Consider the following 15,986-nt stretch of genomic DNA (forward strand, 5'->3'; position numbering starts at 1 on the left):
ACACCGCCGACGAAGCCCCAATCGCGGTCCCCACCGCACCCCCCACGCTGGCGACTCGCACCGCCAGGCCGGTCAGCGGCGCGCTCAGCAGCCCCGTCAGGCCCGACAGGTCCATCGGCGGCAGGCTGAACGACGGCAACGCCGCGGCCACGCCCAACGCCCCGCCGTGGTAGCCCAGCATCGCGGCGACGTCCTGCGCCCACATCTCCAGGTACTCGAACTCGGTCATCGCGATCGCCGGGGTGTTCTGGCCCAGAATGTTCGTCGCGATCAGGGCCCTGAATTGCGCACGGTTCGCCGTCACCGCCGCGGGAGGCACCGTCGCCGCCAACGCCGACTCGAACGCCGTGGCCGCCACGCGGGCCTGGCCCGCCGCGTCCGCGGCCTGCCCCGCCGCCGAACTCAGCCACCCCACGTACGGCGCCGCGGCCGCCGCCATGGCGGCCGACGACGGACCCGTCCACGGCCCACCGGTCAACCCGGTGACCACCGAGTTGAACGACGACGCCGCGGCCGACAGGTCGGACGCCAGCGCGTCCCAGGCCGACGCCGCCAGGAACAGCGGCCCCGAACCGGCGCCGACGGATATCCGCGCCGAATTGATCTCAGGCGGCAGCCAGGAAAAGTCGAGAACCATCACGACCCCCGTTCAGCCCAGGCGCGACACGCGTCTTGGCGCTGCTCGAAAATCAACACACACCACTGCGGATCGTAAGCCTAAAATCGCCGAACTACCCCATCTTTTTTCTAAACTTGAACCGGTCGAGAACATAAACTTGACCGAGTCAACTACACAAACTTGATCCAATCCGAAAACGGCTTGTCGCCCGCAGCACCGACGGGGGCGCAACTGGCGAAACAGCCGTCGGGTACGCCAGCGGCGTGAATTTCCCGGTGCCGGTCGGAATGGTCTCACCTGCCGCGCAAATTATATTTATAAAACGTCCAAATCGGATGCAATTCCAGTCATCCGAATATCCCGTCAAGAATTGCGGCAATGAGTGACGAACGCCGCTCCCAACCGTCGGCGCCGGCCCTAGCAACCCTTGAGGCGCACCGCCAGGTAGTCGGAGACGGCGCCCATTGCCACCCGGTCCTGCGTCATCTTGTCGCGCTCGCGCACGGTGACGGCGTCGTCGGAGAGCGAGTCGAAATCCACCGTCACGCAGAACGGCGTGCCGACCTCGTCTTGGCGCCGGTAGCGGCGCCCGATTGCGCCGGCGTCGTCGAAATCGATGTTCCAGCTTTTGCGCAATTCGGCGGCCAGGTCGCGGGCCTTGGGGCTCAGGTCGGCGTGCCGCGACAGCGGCAGCACCGCGGCCTTGACCGGCGCCAGGCGCGGGTCGAGCCGAAGCACCGTGCGCTTGTCCATGCCGCCCTTGGCGTTGGGGGCTTCGTCCTCGGTGTAGGAGTCGATCAAAAACGCCATGAACGACCGCGTCAGGCCGGCTGCCGGTTCGATGACGTACGGCGTGTATCGGGTGTCGTTGACCTGGTCGTAGAACGACAGGTCGACGCCGGAATGCTTTGCGTGCGTTGACAAATCGAAATCGGTTCGGTTGGCGACACCTTCCAGCTCACCCCACGGGTTGCCGGCGAAACCGAACTTGTACTCGATGTCGACGGTGCGATCCGAGTAGTGCGACAACTTCTCCTTGGGGTGCTCGTAAAGTCGCAAATTCTCCGGGTCGATGCCGAGGTCCACATACCACTCCCGGCGCGTGTCGATCCAATACTGATGCCATTCCTTGGCGGTCGACGGCTCGACGAAGAATTCCATCTCCATCTGTTCGAACTCGCGGGTGCGGAAGATGAAGTTGCCGGGCGTGATCTCGTTGCGGAAGCTCTTGCCGATCTGCCCGATGCCGAACGGCGGCTTGCGACGGGCCGTCGTCACCACGTTGGCGAAGTTGACGAAGATGCCCTGCGCGGTTTCGGGCCGCAGATAGTGCAGACCCTCCTCGGTTTCGATGGGCCCGAGATAGGTCTTGAGCATCATGTTGAACTCGCGAGGCTCGGTCCATTGGCCCTTGGTGCCGCAGTCCGGGCAGACGATCTCGGTCATCGGCACCGAATCCGGATCAGCGATGCCCTTCTTCGCCGCGTAGGCCTCCTGCAGGTGGTCCTGGCGGTGCCGGTGGTGGCAGTTCAGGCACTCCACCAGCGGGTCGTGGAAGACCTCGACGTGGCCGGAGGCCACCCACACCTGGCGCGGCAGGATGATCGACGAATCGATCCCCACCACGTCGTCGCGGCCGGTGACGACCGCGCGCCACCACTGGCGCTTGATGTTCTCCTTGAGCTCCACGCCCAGCGGGCCGTAATCCCACGCCGATTTGGTCCCGCCGTAGATCTCGCCCGACGGAAAGACGAAGCCCCGCCGTTTGGCCAGGTTGACTACGGTGTCGATGACGGACGCCACGGGGCAGTGCACTCCCTTTCGAAGATCCGGGCAGACAGGTGGCCGGCGAAGGCCGCCCGCAAAACATCAGCCATGGTATCGACCGTCGCACCGGTCTTTGACATGCGTCATCATGCATGTGACAGTGGAAAGCGGCCGACCATGACTCCGTCGCGGCCCCTCCAAACGACCCGGCACTTCTCGAGGTGATGACTCTCGGATGGCGATGTCCTCCTCTGTGCCCGTTTCCAAGTCCTCCTCGGCGACGACCGCCGCGGCCGGCGATGCACAGTCCGACCTGGGCGGGGTGCCCCACCAGCACGGCGACGACGGGCCCGGTGAGCACGCGAGATTCTCCGAATACCCGGTGCCGCCGTCGCGGGAAATCCTCGACGCGGCGGGCGAGCTGCTGCGCGCGCTGGCCGCGCCCGTGCGGATCGCCATCGTGCTGCAGTTGCGCGAATCGCAGCGCTGCGTGCACGAACTGGTCGACGCCCTCGGCGTGCCGCAGCCGCTGGTCAGTCAGCATCTGAAGATCCTCAAGGCGGCCGGCGTGGTCGCCGGGGAGCGATCCGGCCGCGAGGTGCTCTACCGGCTGGCCGACCACCACCTGGCGCACATCGTCGTCGACGCGGTCGCTCACGCGAGTGAGGACACGGTGTGACCGGCACGAGTGTGCGTGCCACCCGGCAGCGGGCGGCGATCTCCACGTTGCTGGAAACGCTCGACGAATTCCGTTCCGCCCAGGAGCTGCACGACGAGCTGCGCCGGCGCGGCGAGAACATCGGTTTGACCACCGTGTATCGCACGCTGCAGTCGATGGCCACGGCGGGCATGGTCGACACGCTGCGCACCGACACCGGCGAGTCGGTCTACCGCAGGTGCTCGGACCATCATCACCACCACCTCGTATGCCGCGGCTGCGGTTCCACCATCGAGGTGGGCGACCACGAGGTCGAGGAGTGGGCGGCGCAAGTGGCCGCCAAGCACGGCTTTTCCGACGTCAGCCACACCATCGAAATCTTCGGAACGTGCTCGCAGTGCGGTTCTTAGGCTGAACCGCGCCGGCGCGGACGCCGTGTCTTTTCTGACCGGAAAAGTTCTGAAAAAAGTGTCCGATACGCGACCGTCGCGTGCTCCTACCCATGAGTGGCCCACGGGCCGAGGCAACCAGAACTCAAGGGAAGCGAGAACACGATGCGGAAGCAACCAGCCCCCCACCTGCGGGCGGTACGCGACGTCGAGGCCCCGTCACTGCAGTTTCGCACCATCCACGGCTACCGGCGTGCCTTCCGGATCGCCGGATCCGGGCCGGCTCTGCTGCTGATCCACGGCGTCGGCGACAAATCCGAATCGTGGGGGCCGGTGCACGCCAAGCTCGCGCAGCGGTTCACCGTCATCGCGCCGGACCTGCTGGGCCACGGCGAGTCCGACAAGCCGCGCGCCGACTACTCGCTGCCGGCCTTCGCCAACGGGATGCGTGACCTGCTAGCCGTGCTGGGCATCGAGCGGGTCACCATCGTCGGGCATTCTTTCGGCGGCGGCGTGGCGATGCAGTTCGCCTACCAGTACCCGCATCTGGTCGAACGCCTCGTGCTGGTCAGCGCCGGCGGCGTCGAGTCGGATGTGAGCTTCGCGCTGCGGTTTGCGGCGATGCCGCTGGGCAGCGAGGCGTTGGCGATGGTGCGCGTGCCGGGCGCGCTGCCCGCCATGCGAGTCTTCGGCCGCGCCATCCAGGCGCTGCTCGGTTCCACCAAGTTCGGTCGCGACGCCGTCGACACGGTGCGTCTGCTCGAGGGTTTTCGCGATCCCGCCGCCTTGTCGGCATTCGCGCGCACCTTGCGATCGGTGGTGGACGGGCGCGGCCAATACGTGACCATGCTGGATCGCAGCTACCTGGTGCAATCCATTCCCGTGCAGATCATTTGGGGCGAAGACGACCTGGTGATCCCGGTGAGCCACGCCCGGACGGCCCACGCGACGATGGCCGGATCGCGGCTGGAGATCTTCGAAAAGTCCGGGCACGTCCCGCATCACGACCACCCGGATCGCTTCGTCGAGGTCGTCGAACGATTCATGGACTCGACCCGGCCGGCCGAGCACGACCCGAGCCTCGTGCACTTGCTGCTGCGGACCGGCGCCGCCGAGGACATCGCCCCCGGTTCGCCGGCCGAGTCGGCGGTGTCCTAGCCCGTCACCGAACGCCGTATCTCGGCGCCCGTGTCCAGCACCAGCAGGATCAGGGTGCGTAGGGCGTCGTCGGTCAGCCCGCCGCCGGGAAAGTTGTAGCGCAGCATCACGTCGCCGGTCTTGGACGCGCCCTTTCCCGAGTTGCGCTGCACCGCTTGCTCGCTGGGCTTTTCGACCAGGGTCACGCTGCCGAAGTTGCTGTCGCGCGCCTGCTTGGCGATCTGGTCACCGATCTTCTTGGTCAGCGGCAGATCCCAGGCCAGGATCTGGGTAAGCGAGACCAGGTCCAGGTCCTCGGCGATGTTCACCACCCGTAACGACGCCAGTGTTCCGTTGTGGCGCAACGTGAGTGCGCCGTCGGGCTCCTCGTCGACGGGAAGGACATCGCGCAGTATCGACGCCAGACGCTCCTGCAGTGATGGCACTATGCGCTCCCGAATCTTCTGTTGCGCTCGGCGTATTCCTCGCACGCGGCCCATAGGTCGCGGCGGTCGTAGTCGGGCCACAGCTTGTCCTGAAAGATGTACTCGGCGTAGGCCGCCTGCCACAGCATGAAGTTGCTGGTGCGCTGCTCCCCCGAGCTCCGCAGGAAGAGGTCCACGTCGGGAATGTCAGGCCGCTGCAGGTGATGGGCCACCGTGGCCTCGGTGATGCGTTCCGGGTTGAGCCGGCCCGCAGCGGCCAGGCGCGCGATCTCCCTTGTGGCGTCGGCTATTTCGGCACGCCCCCCGTAGTTGACGCAGTAGTTGACGGTGATGACGTCGTTGTTCTTGGTCATCTCCTCCGCAATCGCCAGCTCGTTGATCACGCTGCGCCATAGCCGGGGCCGCGAACCGACCCAGCGGATGTTGACCCCGATCGTGTTGAGGTTGACGCGGCGCATGCGCACCACGTCGCGGTTGAACCCCATCAGGAAGCGAACCTCCTCGGGGGACCGCTTCCAATTCTCCGTGGAAAAGGCGTAGAGGCTGAGCCACTTGATGCCGATTTCGATTGCGCCGCAGACGATGTCGATCACGACGGCCTCGCCCGCCCGATGGCCGTCGGTGCGGCTCATCCCGCGTTGGGTGGCCCAGCGACCGTTGCCGTCCATCACGATCGCGACATGATTGGGCAGTCGGTCCGCGGGGATCCGCGGCGCGACCGCCTTCGAAATGTGCTGCGGCGGCCGGCGCGGGCCACCGTCGGCGGACGGCGGCAGCTCCGGGAAGACGACCGGCCAGGTCGAGGTGTCGGGAAAGACCGGGTAATCGTCGGGTGCGGGGGGCAGTTGCGGGAAGTCGGTCGACTTCGGCTTGCGCTCAGCCACAGGCCTTATCCTGCCCGATCGGCGCTGCGCGCCGTTCGGCGATTGTGCGGTCGGCCTGATACGTCCGCTCCACCAGCGGCAACGTTTTGAGCTGACGTTCCAGATGCCACTGCAGGTGCGCGGCCACCAACCCGCTGACGTGGCTACGGTGGGACTGCGGCGACGCTTCGGCGGCCTCCCAATCGCCGTCGTGCAACGCGGCCATCAGATCCAGCACACCCGGCGGCGGGGTGGTCGAGCCGGCCGGGCGGCAATGCGGGCAGACGCTGCCCCCGGCGGCGATGTGAAACGCGCGGTGCGGACCGGGTGTGGCGCAGCGGGCGCACTCGGTGAGCGCCGGCGCCCATCCGGCGATGCCCATGGCGCGCAGCAGATAGGCGTCCAGCAGCAGGTCGCGGGGCCGGCGTCCGTCGGCGACCGCGCGCAGCGCGCTCACCGTGAGCCGGTGCAGGGCCGGGGCCGGGGCCCGCTCCTCACCGGCGAGGCGTTCGGCCGTTTCCAGCATCGCGCACCCGCAGGTGTACCGGCCGTAGTCGCTGACGATGTCGGTGGCGAACGCGTCGATGGCGACGACCTGGGTGACGATGTCCAGGTTGCGCCCGGGGTGCAGTTGCGCGTCGATGTGAGCAAACGGCTCAAGTCGCGCGCCGAATTTGCTGCGGGTGCGGCGAACGCCCTTGGCCACCGCGCGAACCAGCCCGTGATCGCGGGTCAGCAGGGTGACGATCCGATCGGCCTCGCCGAGCTTGTGCTGGCGCAGCACAACAGCCCGGTCTCGATATAGCCGCATCACAATAGTTTTGCACCCCGCCGCGACAATGCGGGTATCCGCGCCGTCTAGTCTCGTACCCCGTGATTGGCGCTTCCGGGTCGGGCGCCGGGCCCCTCGCGGGATCCGGCTATCAGCGCCTGCCCACGCTGACTGACCTCCTCTATCAGCTGGCCAGCCGCGCTGTGACGTCCACCACGCTGGTGAGCCGGTCCCTGCACGCCATCCACAACAGCCAGCCGACGCTGAACGCCTTCCGGGTGGTGCTGACCGAGTCGGCGCTGGCCGACGCGGCGGAGGCCGATCGGCGACGCGCGGCCGGCGACACCGCCCCACTCCTGGGCATCCCGATCGCGGTCAAAGACGACGTCGACATCGCGGGTGTGCCGACCGCGTTCGGCACCGAGGGGTACGTCGCGCCCGCCACCCAGGACGCCGAGGTGGTGCGCCGCCTCAAGGCCGCCGGCGCGGTGATCGTGGGCAAGACGAACACCTGCGAACTGGGCCAATGGCCGTTCACCAGCGGCCCCGGGTTCGGACACACCCGCAATCCCTGGTCGCGCCGGCACACGCCGGGCGGATCGTCGGGGGGCAGCGCGGCCGCGGTGGCCGCGGGCCTGGTCACCGCCGCTATCGGCTCCGACGGGGCCGGCAGCGTGCGCATCCCGGCGGCGTGGACGCACCTGGTTGGCATCAAGCCGCAGCGCGGCCGCATCTCCACCTGGCCGTTGCCGGAGGCGTTCAACGGGATCACGGTCAACGGCGTGTTGGCGCGCACGGTGGCCGACGCCGCGTTGGTGCTGGACGCCGCGTCGGGCAACGTCGAGGGCGACCGGCACCAGCCGCCCCCGATCACGGCGTCCGACTATGTCGGGAAGGCGCCCGGTCCGCTCAACATCGCGCTGTCAACGCGGTTCCCGTACACCGGTTTCCGGGCCAAGCTGCACCCCGAGATCCTGGCCGCGACCCGGGCCGTCGGCAAGCAACTGCAGTTACTGGGCCACACCGTGGTGCCCGGCAACCCCGACTACGGCCTGCGGCTGTCGTGGAATTTCCTGGCCCGGTCCACCGCGGGGCTGCGGGCCTGGGAGGAACGGCTGGGCGACGGCGTTATCTGGGATCCCCGCACCTTGGCCAACCTGCGGGTGGGCCACGTGATGGGCGAGGCGATCCTGCGCAGCGCGCGCCGCCACGAGGCCGCCGACCAGCGCCGGGTCGGCTCCATCTTCGACATCGTCGACGTGGTGCTCGCCCCGACCACGGCGCAGCCACCGCCGCTGGCGCGCGCCTTCGACCGGTTGGGCGGCTTCGGCACCGACCGCACGATGATCGCGGCGTGCCCGTTGACCTGGCCGTGGAACCTGCTGGGCTGGCCGTCCATCAACGTGCCGGCCGGGTTCACCTCCGATGGTTTGCCTATCGGCGTGCAACTGATGGGCCCGGCAAACAGCGAGGGGCTGCTCATCTCGCTGGCCGCCGAGCTGGAGGCCGTCTGCGGCTGGGCGACCAAGCAGCCGACGGTGTGGTGGCATGCCGGCGGCGGCACCCCGCCGGCCGGCGCGCCGCCGCGCTGATAGGGCCGCCGCACATAGCTCGTGCCAACTCGGGTACCCGGTCAGGATGGATCAATCTGACGCCCCACTGCTGAACGCGCTGGCCGACTATCGCGACAAGAACCGCTACGGGTTCACGCCACCGGGCCACCGGCAGGGCCGCGGCACCGACGACCGGGTCCTGGCGGTGCTGGGCCGCGAACCGTTCCTCGACGACGTGCTGGCCAGCGGCGGCCTCGACGACCGCAAGACCAGCAACGGGTACTTGAAGCGCGCGGAGGACCTGATGGCCGACGCCGTCGGCGCCGAGTCCGCGTGGTTCTCCACCTGTGGCAGTTCGCTGTCGGTGAAGGCCGCGATGATGGCCGTGGCCGGTGGCGACGGCAGCCTGCTGGTGAGCCGGGACAGCCACAAGTCCATCGTGGCGGGCCTGATCTTCTCCGGCGTGCAGCCTCGCTGGATCACCCCCCGCTGGGACGCCGAGCGGCACTTCTCGCATCCGCCCTCCCCGGAGCAGGTGGCGGAGACCTGGAAAAAGCACCCCGACGCCGCCGGGGCGCTGATCGTCAGCCCCAGCCCGTACGGCACCTGCGCGGACATCGCCGGCATCGCCGAGGTCTGCCACGCGCGCGGCAAGCCGTTGATCGTCGACGAGGCGTGGGGTGCGCACCTGCCCTTCCACGAGGACCTGCCGACCTGGGCGATGAACGCGGATGCGGACGTCTGCGTCGTCAGCGTCCACAAGATGGGTGCCGGCTTCGAGCAGGGCTCGGTGTTCCACCTACAGGGCGATCTGATTGACCAGGACCGCCTTTCCGCCTGCGCGGATCTGCTGATGACCACCAGCCCCAACGTGCTGGTGTACTCGGCGATGGACGGGTGGCGGCGGCAAATGGTGGAACAAGGCCACGAATTGCTTAGCACCGCACTCGATTTGGCGATGCAGCTGCGCGACGACATCGAATGCGTCCCCGACGTGGAAGTGCTCGACGATGAGTTGCTGGGCGTGGAGGCATCCCACGACCTGGACCGAATGCAGGTGCTGATGGATGTTTCGGCGACGGGCACTTCGGGTTATCAGGCCGCCGACTGGCTGCGCGCGAACGCCCACGTCGACGTCGGGATGAGCGATCACCGCCGCATCCTGGCCACGCTGTCCTTCGCCGACGACAAGACCACCGCCGGCCGACTCACCACGGCGCTGACCGAATGGCGCAGGGCGGCGGACGACTTCGACCCGCCGCCGCAAATCGACCTGCCCTCACCCGAGGAGCTGCAGCTGGAGACGGTGTGCCTGCCGCGCGACGCGTTCTTCGGACGGGTCGAGGTGGTGGCCTCGGATGCGGCGGCGGGACGTGTTGCGGCCGAACAGCTCACGCCGTATCCGCCGGGAATTCCCGCCGTCGTGCCCGGCGAGTGCCTCAATGGTGCCGTGCTGGATTACTTGTGCTCCGGGGTGTGCGCCGGGATGAACGTTCCCGACGCGGCCGATCCGTCGCTGCAGACCGTCCGGGTGCTAAAAACCTAGCCGGCCAAGCTGTTTAGGGTCGCTCTGCCAGTTCTTGGCCACCTTGACGCGCAGGTCAAGGTAAATCTTGGTGCCCAGCAGCTTCTCGATCTGGGCGCGCGCGGCGGTACCCACTTCTCGCAGCCGCGCGCCGCCCTTGCCGATGACGATGCCCTTCTGGCTGTCCCGTTCGACGTAGAGGATGGCGTGCACGTCGATCAGGTCGTCGCGGTCTTCGCGCGGATTGATTTCGTCGATCACCACCGCCAGCGAATGCGGCAGCTCGTCGCGAACCCCTTCGAGGGCGGCCTCGCGGATGAGCTCGGCCATCAGGACCTCCTCGGGCTCGTCGGTCAGCTCGCCGTCGGGGTAGTACGCGGGACCGACGGGCAGCGAGGCGGCCAGCACGTCGATCAGCACATCGACCTGCGCGCCGGTTACCGCTGACACCGGGACGATTTCGGCCGAGCCACCGACCAATTCGCTGACGGCGACGAGCTGCGCGGCCACCCGGTCCTTGGGCACCTTGTCGATCTTGGTGACGACCGCGACGAGCGTGGTCTTGGGCGCGACCGCACGAATCTGTTCGACGATCCAGCGGTCGCCCGGGCCGATAGCCTCGTCGGCCGGGATGCACAGCCCGATAACGTCGACCTCGGCGTACGTATCGCGGACCAGGTCGTTGAGCCGCTTGCCCAGCAGGGTGCGCGGCCGGTGCAGGCCCGGGGTATCGACGAGGACGATCTGGAAGTCGTCGCGGTGGACGATCCCGCGAATGGTGTGCCGGGTGGTCTGCGGACGCGTCGACGTGATCGCCACCTTGGCGCCGACGAGCGCGTTGGTCAGCGTCGACTTGCCGGTATTCGGACGGCCGACCAAACACACGAAACCCGAACGGAATTCAGCCATGCCGTCGCCTCGGGGTCATAGCAGGTTACCGGCGCGGTCGGTGACGATGATCACGACGGTGGGCGACAGTTCGCGAACTGCGACGATGCCCGGGTCGTCGGCGGATCCCGCCACCAATACGGCCGCCTCCAGCCCGGTCGCCCCGCTGGATGCGGCGGCGGCGACCGCGGCCTGCAGCCCGGTCAGCTTCAGCGTCGGCAAGTCCACCGGCGCGGCCGCATACGTGCGGCCGTCGGCATCGCGCACCGCGGCGCCGCTGTCTGCGTCGGCGCGGGCCATCGCGGCGCGCGCCAGCACCACCAGCTCGGCGTCCTCGGCGTCCAATTCCTCAGCCATGGTGATCGGCCTCCCCGTCCGTCGATTCGTCGGCTTCCGCCGGGCTCAGCAGGACGGTGTTGATGCGCACCCGCCCGCGGTGATCCGGGCCGCCCTCGGCGCGCAACCGCAGGCCATGCGAGACCACCTCGGCCCCCGGCAGCGGCACCCGCCCCAGTTCGAGGGCGACCAGGCCGCCCACGGTGTCGACGTCGAGGTCGTCGTCGAACTCCACGTCGTAGAGTTCCCCGACGTCTTCGATCGGAAGGCGCGCGGAAACCCGGAACCGCTTGTCTCCCAGGTCTTCTATCGGGGCCGTCTCCGCCTGGTCGTATTCGTCGGCGATCTCGCCGACGATTTCTTCCAACACGTCCTCGATGCTGACCAGGCCGGCGATCGCGCCGTATTCGTCGACGAGCAGGGCCATGTGGTTGCGGTCGCGTTGCATCTCACGCAGCAGCGTGTCCAGCGGCTTGGAGTCCGGCACGAAGATCGCCGGGCGCATCACCTGCGACACCTTGGTGTCGCGGCCGCCGTCGGGCGACAGGAACGTCTGTTGGACAAGGTCTTTCAGGTACACCACGCCGACGACGTCGTCGACGTTCTCGCCGATCACCGGGATGCGGGAGTGCCCGCTGCGCACGGCCAGGGTGGTCGCCTGGCTGGCGGACTTGTCGCTTTCGATCCAGATCATCTCGGTGCGCGGCACCATCACCTCGCGGGCCGGGGTGTCCCCGAGTTCGAAAACCGACTCGATCATCCGGCGTTCGTCGGCCGCGACCACGCCGCGCTGCTGGGCCAGGTCGACGACTTCGCGCAGTTCGATCTCCGAGGCGAACGGCCCGTTTCGCAATCCGCGGCCCGGGGTGAGCGCGTTGCCCAGGACCACCAGCAACCGGCTGAGCGGCATCAGCAGCCACGAAATCGTTCGCAGCGGAAGGGCCGTCAGCAGGGAGATGGAATACGCGTGTTGGCGGCCCAGCGTGCGCGGGCCGACTCCGATGACCACGAAGCTGGTCACCACCATGATGGCGGCCGCGCCGACCAACCCCCACCTGATGCCCCAGTTGTCGTAGAGAAACACCACCAGCAAGACGGTCGCGGTGATCTCGCAGATGATGCGGAGCAGCACCATCAGGTTGATGTAGCGGGGGCGCTCGCTCATCACCCTGAGCAGCGACACCGCGCCGGGCCGCTCTTCGCGAACCAATTCCTGCACCCGGGCCAGCGAGACCGTGCTGACGGCGGCGTCGATCGCCGCAAAAAGCCCGCCCATAGCGATCAGGGCGATCGCGCCGAGCAGTTGCGAGACACCGGTCAATTGTCGAAATACCTTGACTTGTCCAGCAGTCGGCGGTCGCGTTCCTCTTGTCGGTCCTGCTGGTAGGCCTCGACCTGTTCGGCGACCCATCCTTCGAGCAACCGGTCCTGCAGGGCGAACATCTCTTTTTCCTCGTCCGGCTCGCCGTGGTCGTAGCCGAGCAGGTGCAGCACTCCGTGAATCGTCAACAGCGCCAACTCATGTCCCAGGGTGTGGCCCGCCGCGGCCGCCTGCTCGGCGGCGAATTCCGGGCACAACACGATGTCGCCCAGCATCGACGGCCCCGGCTCGGGCGCGTCGGGTCGCCCACCCGGCTCGAGCTCGTCCATCGGGAAGCTCATCACGTCGGTCGGGCCGGGCAGGTCCATCCAGCGCATGTGCAGGTCGGCCATCGCCGCGGTGTCCAGCAGCACCATGGACAGCTCGGCGCTGGGGTTGACGTCCATCCTGGCGATGACGAACTTCGCGACGCTGACCAATTCCGCCTCGGAGACGTCGATGCCCGACTCGTTGGAGACTTCGATGCTCATCGGCGGCTTCGGCCACCCGACGCGCGCCGGGCCGCCCGGTTCATCCCGGAGCCGGGCTCTTCGAAGCGGGCGTAGGCGTCGACGATCTCCGAGACCAGCCGGTGGCGCACCACGTCGACGCTGGTCAGCTCCGCGACATAAATGTCGTCGACGCTGTCGAGGATGTCGACCGCCGACCGCAGACCGGACCGGGCGCCGCCGGGCAGGTCGATCTGGGTCATGTCCCCGGTGACGACGATCTTCGAGCCGAAGCCCAGCCGGGTGAGGAACATCTTCATCTGCTCGGCGGTGGTGTTCTGCGCCTCGTCGAGCACGATGAACGCCGAATTAAGCGTTCTACCCCGCATGTACGCCAGCGGCGCGACCTCAATCACCCCGGCGGACATCAACTTTGGGATCAGCTCGGCGTCCATCATGTCGTAGAGCGCGTCGTACAGCGGCCGCAGATAGGGGTCGATCTTCTCGCTCAGCGTTCCGGGCAAAAAGCCAAGGCGCTCACCGGCTTCCACCGCCGGACGGGTGAGAATGATCCGGCTCACCTGTTTGGTCTGCAGCGCGTGCACGGCCTTGGCCATGGCCAGGTACGTCTTCCCGGTGCCTGCTGGCCCGACCCCGAAGACGATCGTGTTGGCGTCGATGGCGTCGACGTAGCGCTTCTGGTTGAGCGTCTTGGGCCGGATCGTGTTGCCCCGGCGGGACAAGATGTCGAGGGTGAGCACCTCGGCGGGCGATTCGTTGCCGGTGCCGACAAGCATCGCCACGCTGTGGCGCACCACCTCCGGCGTCATCGGCTGGCCGCTGGCCACGATGGCGATGAGCTCGGAGACCGCCCGCTCGGCGAGCGCCACGTCGGCCGGCTCACCGGAGATGGTGACGGCGTTGCCCCGCACGTGCAGATCGGCGTTGAGGGTGCGTTCCAGGGCGCGCAGGTTTTCGTCTGACGAACCGAGCAGGCCCACGACGAGATCGGGCGGAACGTTGATGCTGCTGCGAACCTGGGAGGTCGATGCTGCGTCAGCAGCGCTGGTCTCGCGGGGCGTCACGTGGTTTCCGATGCCTGCCTATCGTCTGACGTGGTGAAATCCTGGATTGCCAGTCTACCGCCGGTCAGGAGCGTCTCCCAATGCTTCGTCCGACGCCCATCGCGCGGTGAGCACGCCCAGCGCACCGAGCGCCACCGCGGCCGCGGTCGACGTCCGCAGCACCTGCGGGCCGAGCCGGACCGCCGTGGCGCCCCCCTCGATCAGCGCGGCGATCTCGTCCGGCGCGATGCCCCCTTCGGGCCCAACCACCAGTAACACCGAATCCGCCTGAGCCACATGGGAATCCGCGAGCCGGTCGGTCGCCGATTCGTGCAGCGCCAGCACGACGGACCCGGCCGCCACCTCGTCGCGAACCCGCTGCGTCAGCGCCGCGGTGGACACCACGCCGTCGACGGGCGGGATGTGCGCCCGGCGGGACTGCCGGGCCGCCGACCGGGCGACGGCACGCCAGCGGCGCAGGCCCTTGTCGACCCGGGCGCCCTCCCAGCTGGCCACGCAGCGGGCCGCCCGCCAGGCCAGGAACGCGTCGGCGCCGGCTTCGGTGGCCAATTCGATCGCCAACTCCGAGCGGTCGGACTTGGGCAGGGCCTGCACCACCGTCACCGCCGGACGCGGGGGCTGCACGTTCCAGCGCTCGAGCACCCGGGCCCGCAGGCCGTCGCGACCCGCTTGCTCGACCTCGCAGTGGGCGAGCGCACCGGCGCCGTCGCCGAGCACCAGCCGCTCGCCCGGCCGGATCCGGCGCACGGTGGCGGCGTGGAAGCCCTCGTCGCCCTCGACGACGGCCAGCTCGCCGGTGTCGGGCAGTGCGTCGACGTAGAACAGCGTCGCCACCATGGGTTTCTCCTACGTCAAGCCGCTAACCGCGCGGGGGCCCTAGGTACGAATACCGGCCCGAATTCGTCCATAGACCCCACGTTCGGCGGCGAGGGCGCGGCTAGCGCCCGGTGAAGGTCTCGCGGAGCCGGCTGAACAGGCCACCGCCGGCGTGCGTCGAGCGAACCTCGGCCACATCGCGGCTGCGGCGGTCCTTCAGCTCACGCAGCAGTTCGGTGTCGCGGTGGTCAAGCCGGCTCGGCACCACCACCTCGACGTGGACGTGCAGGTTGCCCCGGACGCCCGAGCGCAGGTGCGGCATCCCGTGGCCGCGCAACGTGATGATGGCGCCGGGCTGCGTGCCCGCCGGGATGTTGATCTCGCTCTTGCCGTCCAGGATGGCGTCGACGGTGACGGTGACGCCCAGCGCCGCGTCGACCATCGGCACCGAGACCGTGCAGTGCAGGTCGTCGCCCTCGCGGACGAAGATGTCGTGGGCCTGCTCGTGGACCTCGACGTACAGGTCACCGGCCGGTCCCCCGCCGGGCCCGACCTCACCCTGGGCGGCGAGCCGCACGCGCATGCCGTCGCCGACACCGGCGGGGATCTTGACGCTGATCTCGCGGCGGGCCCGCACCCGGCCGTCGCCCATGCACTGGTGGCAGGGGTCGGGGATGACCACCCCCACGCCGCGGCAGGTCGGACACGGCCGCGACGTCACCATCTGGCCCAGCAGCGAACGCTGCACGGTTTGCACCTCGCCCTGGCCGCCGCAGGTGTCGCAGGGGACGGGCGCGGAATCGCCGTTGGTGCCCTTGCCCTGGCAGCGGTCGCACAGGACCGCGGTGTCGACGGTGACCTGCTTGGTCACCCCGGTCGCGCACTCTTCGAGGTCCAGCCGCATCCGCAGCAGCGAGTCCGAGCCGGGCCGAACCCGCCCGATCGGCCCGCGCGACGCCGACCCCGCGCTGAAACCGCCGCCGAAGAAGGCCTCGAACACGTCGCCCAAGTTGCCGAAGCCGCCGAACCCGCCGCCGGCCGCGGCCGCGTTCTCCAGCGGGTCGCCGCCCAGGTCCACGATCCGGCGTTTCTCCGGGTCGCTCAGCACCTCGTAGGCGACGCTGATCTCCTTGAACTTGGCCTGCGCGGCCTCATCGGGGTTGACGTCCGGATGCAGCTCGCGCGCCAACTTGCGGTAGGCGCGTTTGATGTCCGCATCGCTGGCGTTTCTGCTCACGCCGAGCAGCCCGTAATAGTCGCGTGCCACGCCTGACTCTCCTGAAAGGTCCTAAGCCGCGCTACGCGGCCGTCCACAAACTCTGG

The 15,986-nt window shown here is 68.5% G+C and carries 17 protein-coding genes; 5 read left to right on the forward strand and 12 right to left on the reverse strand.

Going from position 1 to position 15,986, the window contains the following annotated elements:
• Positions 1–637: PPE family protein (locus AC5Y5E_RS29005; RefSeq protein WP_499907244.1), on the reverse strand; the 637-nt coding region annotated here is incomplete at its 3' end.
• A 399-nt stretch (positions 638–1,036) separates the two neighbouring features.
• Entirely contained in the window at positions 1,037–2,434 is a 1,398-nt protein-coding gene (locus AC5Y5E_RS29010) for a glycine--tRNA ligase (protein ID WP_499907245.1), read from the reverse strand.
• 205 nt (positions 2,435–2,639) lie between these two features.
• Here AC5Y5E_RS29010 and AC5Y5E_RS29015 point away from each other — a divergent pair, with 205 nt between their 5' ends.
• The 3 genes from AC5Y5E_RS29015 (at position 2,640) to AC5Y5E_RS29025 (ending at position 4,591) form a co-directional block, all read left to right on the forward strand.
• Positions 2,640–3,065, forward strand: coding sequence for an ArsR/SmtB family transcription factor (locus AC5Y5E_RS29015; RefSeq protein ID WP_499907247.1), 426 nt, complete (start codon positions 2,640–2,642; stop codon positions 3,063–3,065).
• Positions 3,062–3,454, forward strand: a complete 393-nt coding sequence (locus AC5Y5E_RS29020) for a Fur family transcriptional regulator (RefSeq protein ID WP_499907249.1) — start codon at positions 3,062–3,064, stop codon at positions 3,452–3,454. The genes AC5Y5E_RS29015 and AC5Y5E_RS29020 overlap by 4 nt, the downstream gene beginning before the upstream one ends.
• Positions 3,455–3,598: 144 nt before the next feature.
• Positions 3,599–4,591, forward strand: a complete 993-nt coding sequence (locus AC5Y5E_RS29025) for an alpha/beta fold hydrolase (protein WP_499907251.1) — start codon at positions 3,599–3,601, stop codon at positions 4,589–4,591.
• On the opposite strand, the gene AC5Y5E_RS29030 is transcribed toward AC5Y5E_RS29025, so the two are convergent.
• From AC5Y5E_RS29030 to recO, 3 genes are read right to left on the reverse strand one after another with little or no spacing between them, the layout of a single operon-like run.
• On the reverse strand, positions 4,588–5,016 hold the full coding sequence (locus AC5Y5E_RS29030; protein WP_499907253.1) for a hypothetical protein: 429 nt from the start codon (positions 5,014–5,016) through the stop codon (positions 4,588–4,590). The genes AC5Y5E_RS29025 and AC5Y5E_RS29030 overlap by 4 nt on opposite strands.
• Entirely contained in the window at positions 5,016–5,900 is an 885-nt protein-coding gene (locus AC5Y5E_RS29035) for a decaprenyl diphosphate synthase (protein WP_499907255.1), read from the reverse strand. Before AC5Y5E_RS29035 ends, AC5Y5E_RS29030 begins: the two co-directional genes overlap by 1 nt.
• Entirely contained in the window at positions 5,893–6,690 is a 798-nt protein-coding gene (gene recO, locus AC5Y5E_RS29040) for a DNA repair protein RecO (RefSeq protein ID WP_499907257.1), read from the reverse strand. The genes AC5Y5E_RS29035 and recO overlap by 8 nt, the downstream gene beginning before the upstream one ends.
• Before the next feature lie 62 nt (positions 6,691–6,752).
• Between recO and AC5Y5E_RS29045 the strand changes: the two genes are divergently transcribed.
• Together AC5Y5E_RS29045 and AC5Y5E_RS29050 are read left to right on the forward strand one after the other, a co-directional pair.
• Entirely contained in the window at positions 6,753–8,243 is a 1,491-nt protein-coding gene (locus AC5Y5E_RS29045) for an amidase (protein ID WP_499907259.1), read from the forward strand.
• 46 nt (positions 8,244–8,289) lie between these two features.
• Complete coding sequence (locus AC5Y5E_RS29050; protein ID WP_499907261.1) at positions 8,290–9,750, forward strand: aminotransferase class I/II-fold pyridoxal phosphate-dependent enzyme; 1,461 nt, start codon at positions 8,290–8,292, stop codon at positions 9,748–9,750.
• On the opposite strand, the gene era is transcribed toward AC5Y5E_RS29050, so the two are convergent.
• The 7 genes from era to dnaJ all read right to left on the reverse strand — a co-directional run bounded on the left by era (position 9,739) and on the right by dnaJ (position 15,930).
• Positions 9,739–10,638, reverse strand: a complete 900-nt coding sequence (gene era, locus AC5Y5E_RS29055) for a GTPase Era (protein WP_499907263.1) — start codon at positions 10,636–10,638, stop codon at positions 9,739–9,741. The genes AC5Y5E_RS29050 and era overlap by 12 nt on opposite strands.
• Positions 10,639–10,653: 15 nt before the next feature.
• Entirely contained in the window at positions 10,654–10,974 is a 321-nt protein-coding gene (locus AC5Y5E_RS29060; protein WP_499907265.1) for a cytidine deaminase-like protein, read from the reverse strand.
• A complete protein-coding gene (locus AC5Y5E_RS29065) occupies positions 10,967–12,274 on the reverse strand; it encodes a hemolysin family protein (protein ID WP_499907267.1) in 1,308 nt (435 codons plus the stop codon). Before AC5Y5E_RS29065 ends, AC5Y5E_RS29060 begins: the two co-directional genes overlap by 8 nt.
• On the reverse strand, positions 12,271–12,804 hold the full coding sequence (gene ybeY / locus AC5Y5E_RS29070; protein WP_499907268.1) for an rRNA maturation RNase YbeY: 534 nt from the start codon (positions 12,802–12,804) through the stop codon (positions 12,271–12,273). The genes AC5Y5E_RS29065 and ybeY overlap by 4 nt, the downstream gene beginning before the upstream one ends.
• Positions 12,801–13,847, reverse strand: a complete 1,047-nt coding sequence (locus AC5Y5E_RS29075; RefSeq protein WP_499907270.1) for a PhoH family protein — start codon at positions 13,845–13,847, stop codon at positions 12,801–12,803. The genes ybeY and AC5Y5E_RS29075 overlap by 4 nt, the downstream gene beginning before the upstream one ends.
• Before the next feature lie 54 nt (positions 13,848–13,901).
• Positions 13,902–14,684 carry a 16S rRNA (uracil(1498)-N(3))-methyltransferase gene (locus tag AC5Y5E_RS29080; RefSeq protein ID WP_499907271.1) on the reverse strand — a complete coding sequence of 261 codons (783 nt, stop codon included), beginning with the start codon at positions 14,682–14,684 and terminating at the stop codon, positions 13,902–13,904.
• Between the two features lie 100 nt (positions 14,685–14,784).
• Entirely contained in the window at positions 14,785–15,930 is a 1,146-nt protein-coding gene (gene dnaJ, locus AC5Y5E_RS29085; protein ID WP_499907273.1) for a molecular chaperone DnaJ, read from the reverse strand.
• Between the last annotated feature and the right edge of the window lie 56 nt (positions 15,931–15,986).

This window comes from Mycobacterium sp. NGS54 (assembly GCF_059812465.1).

Excerpts from the sequence above, each read along its gene's own strand:
- AC5Y5E_RS29025 (WP_499907251.1), top strand. The coding sequence starts at position 3,599 with ATGCGGAAGCAACCAGCCCCCCACCTGCGGGCGGTACGCGACGTCGAG.
- AC5Y5E_RS29060 (WP_499907265.1), bottom strand. The coding sequence starts at position 10,974 with ATGGCTGAGGAATTGGACGCCGAGGACGCCGAGCTGGTGGTGCTGGCG.
- AC5Y5E_RS29050 (WP_499907261.1), top strand. The coding sequence starts at position 8,290 with ATGGATCAATCTGACGCCCCACTGCTGAACGCGCTGGCCGACTATCGC.
- era (WP_499907263.1), bottom strand. The coding sequence starts at position 10,638 with ATGGCTGAATTCCGTTCGGGTTTCGTGTGTTTGGTCGGCCGTCCGAAT.
- ybeY (WP_499907268.1), bottom strand. The coding sequence starts at position 12,804 with ATGAGCATCGAAGTCTCCAACGAGTCGGGCATCGACGTCTCCGAGGCG.
- AC5Y5E_RS29080 (WP_499907271.1), bottom strand. The coding sequence starts at position 14,684 with ATGGTGGCGACGCTGTTCTACGTCGACGCACTGCCCGACACCGGCGAG.
- recO (WP_499907257.1), bottom strand. The coding sequence starts at position 6,690 with ATGCGGCTATATCGAGACCGGGCTGTTGTGCTGCGCCAGCACAAGCTC.